Below are 918 nucleotides of genomic sequence, written 5' to 3' on the forward strand. Positions count from 1 at the left end.
CGTGGTGTCTCCCGTGGTATCTCCCGCGGTGTCTCCCGTGGTATCTCCCGTGGTGCCTCTCGTGGTGCCTTTGGTGGTGCCTTTGGTGGTACTGGCGTTGGCGCAACGGGGGCTTTTATTACTGGTTTTTCTATCCGTTGAGAGGGCTTCTCTCGAAACGAAAGCTTTATATCGTTGTTACGATCAACAACATGATAATTTTTTGCTTTCTTTAAGTACTGGGATGCGGTGTAGGTTGGATCAAGTTGCAAAGAGAGGGGGACCCCAAATTGGTAACGAACAGAGACCCCAAAACGGTTTTCAGTCTGCTTTTGGCTACCCAATACGCGATCAATATCAAACTGTAGCAGTGGAATAGGCGCATAGCTGAGCCCTAATGATAGCGCATGTGGATTTCTGGCATCTTTCCCTTTCTTGGTAAGCGCAACGCTATCGCCAAAGTATTGCTCAAATTTCACCCGACCACTAAGCTGACGATACCCCGGTATCCACGCTTGCAAATTGACATCATAACCATGAGCGACATCCGCGTAATACCCTGGTTTTTCATCAACATCCCGGTTACGGGTTAGGCCATAATATCCATTTGCCGTAAAACGAGCATTATCAAACCATAACTCCCCGCCAACACCAAGGCGGTGGTAAATTGATTTTGACATCTGCGCATCATAGAAAATGTTATACCCCAATCCCCAGTCATTGCCAAAATGACGCTGACCTACTCCCACACTGACGCTGTTTTTATGTTTGTGATGATATCCACCGAATTGGCCGAACAACATGCGCTTTTCATTTTCTTGCAATGGCAGTAATACATTCAGCGTGGTACTCCCAGACTGGCGGCCAAACGCGCCCAAACCAGCCTGTGCCTCTCCCCGAATATTCATGTCTTCCCTTTTCATTGACGTAGCGGAATGC

The 918-nt window shown here is 48.0% G+C and carries 1 protein-coding gene; it reads right to left on the bottom strand.

Annotated features, from left to right (window positions below; genetic code table 11):
• On the bottom strand, positions 1–887 hold an 887-nt coding region (locus J5224_RS30630; RefSeq protein WP_264628800.1), incomplete at its 3' end, for an inverse autotransporter beta domain-containing protein.
• Positions 888–918 lie beyond the last annotated feature (31 nt).

The sequence above is a fragment of the Candidatus Symbiopectobacterium sp. NZEC135 genome, from assembly GCF_025962695.1.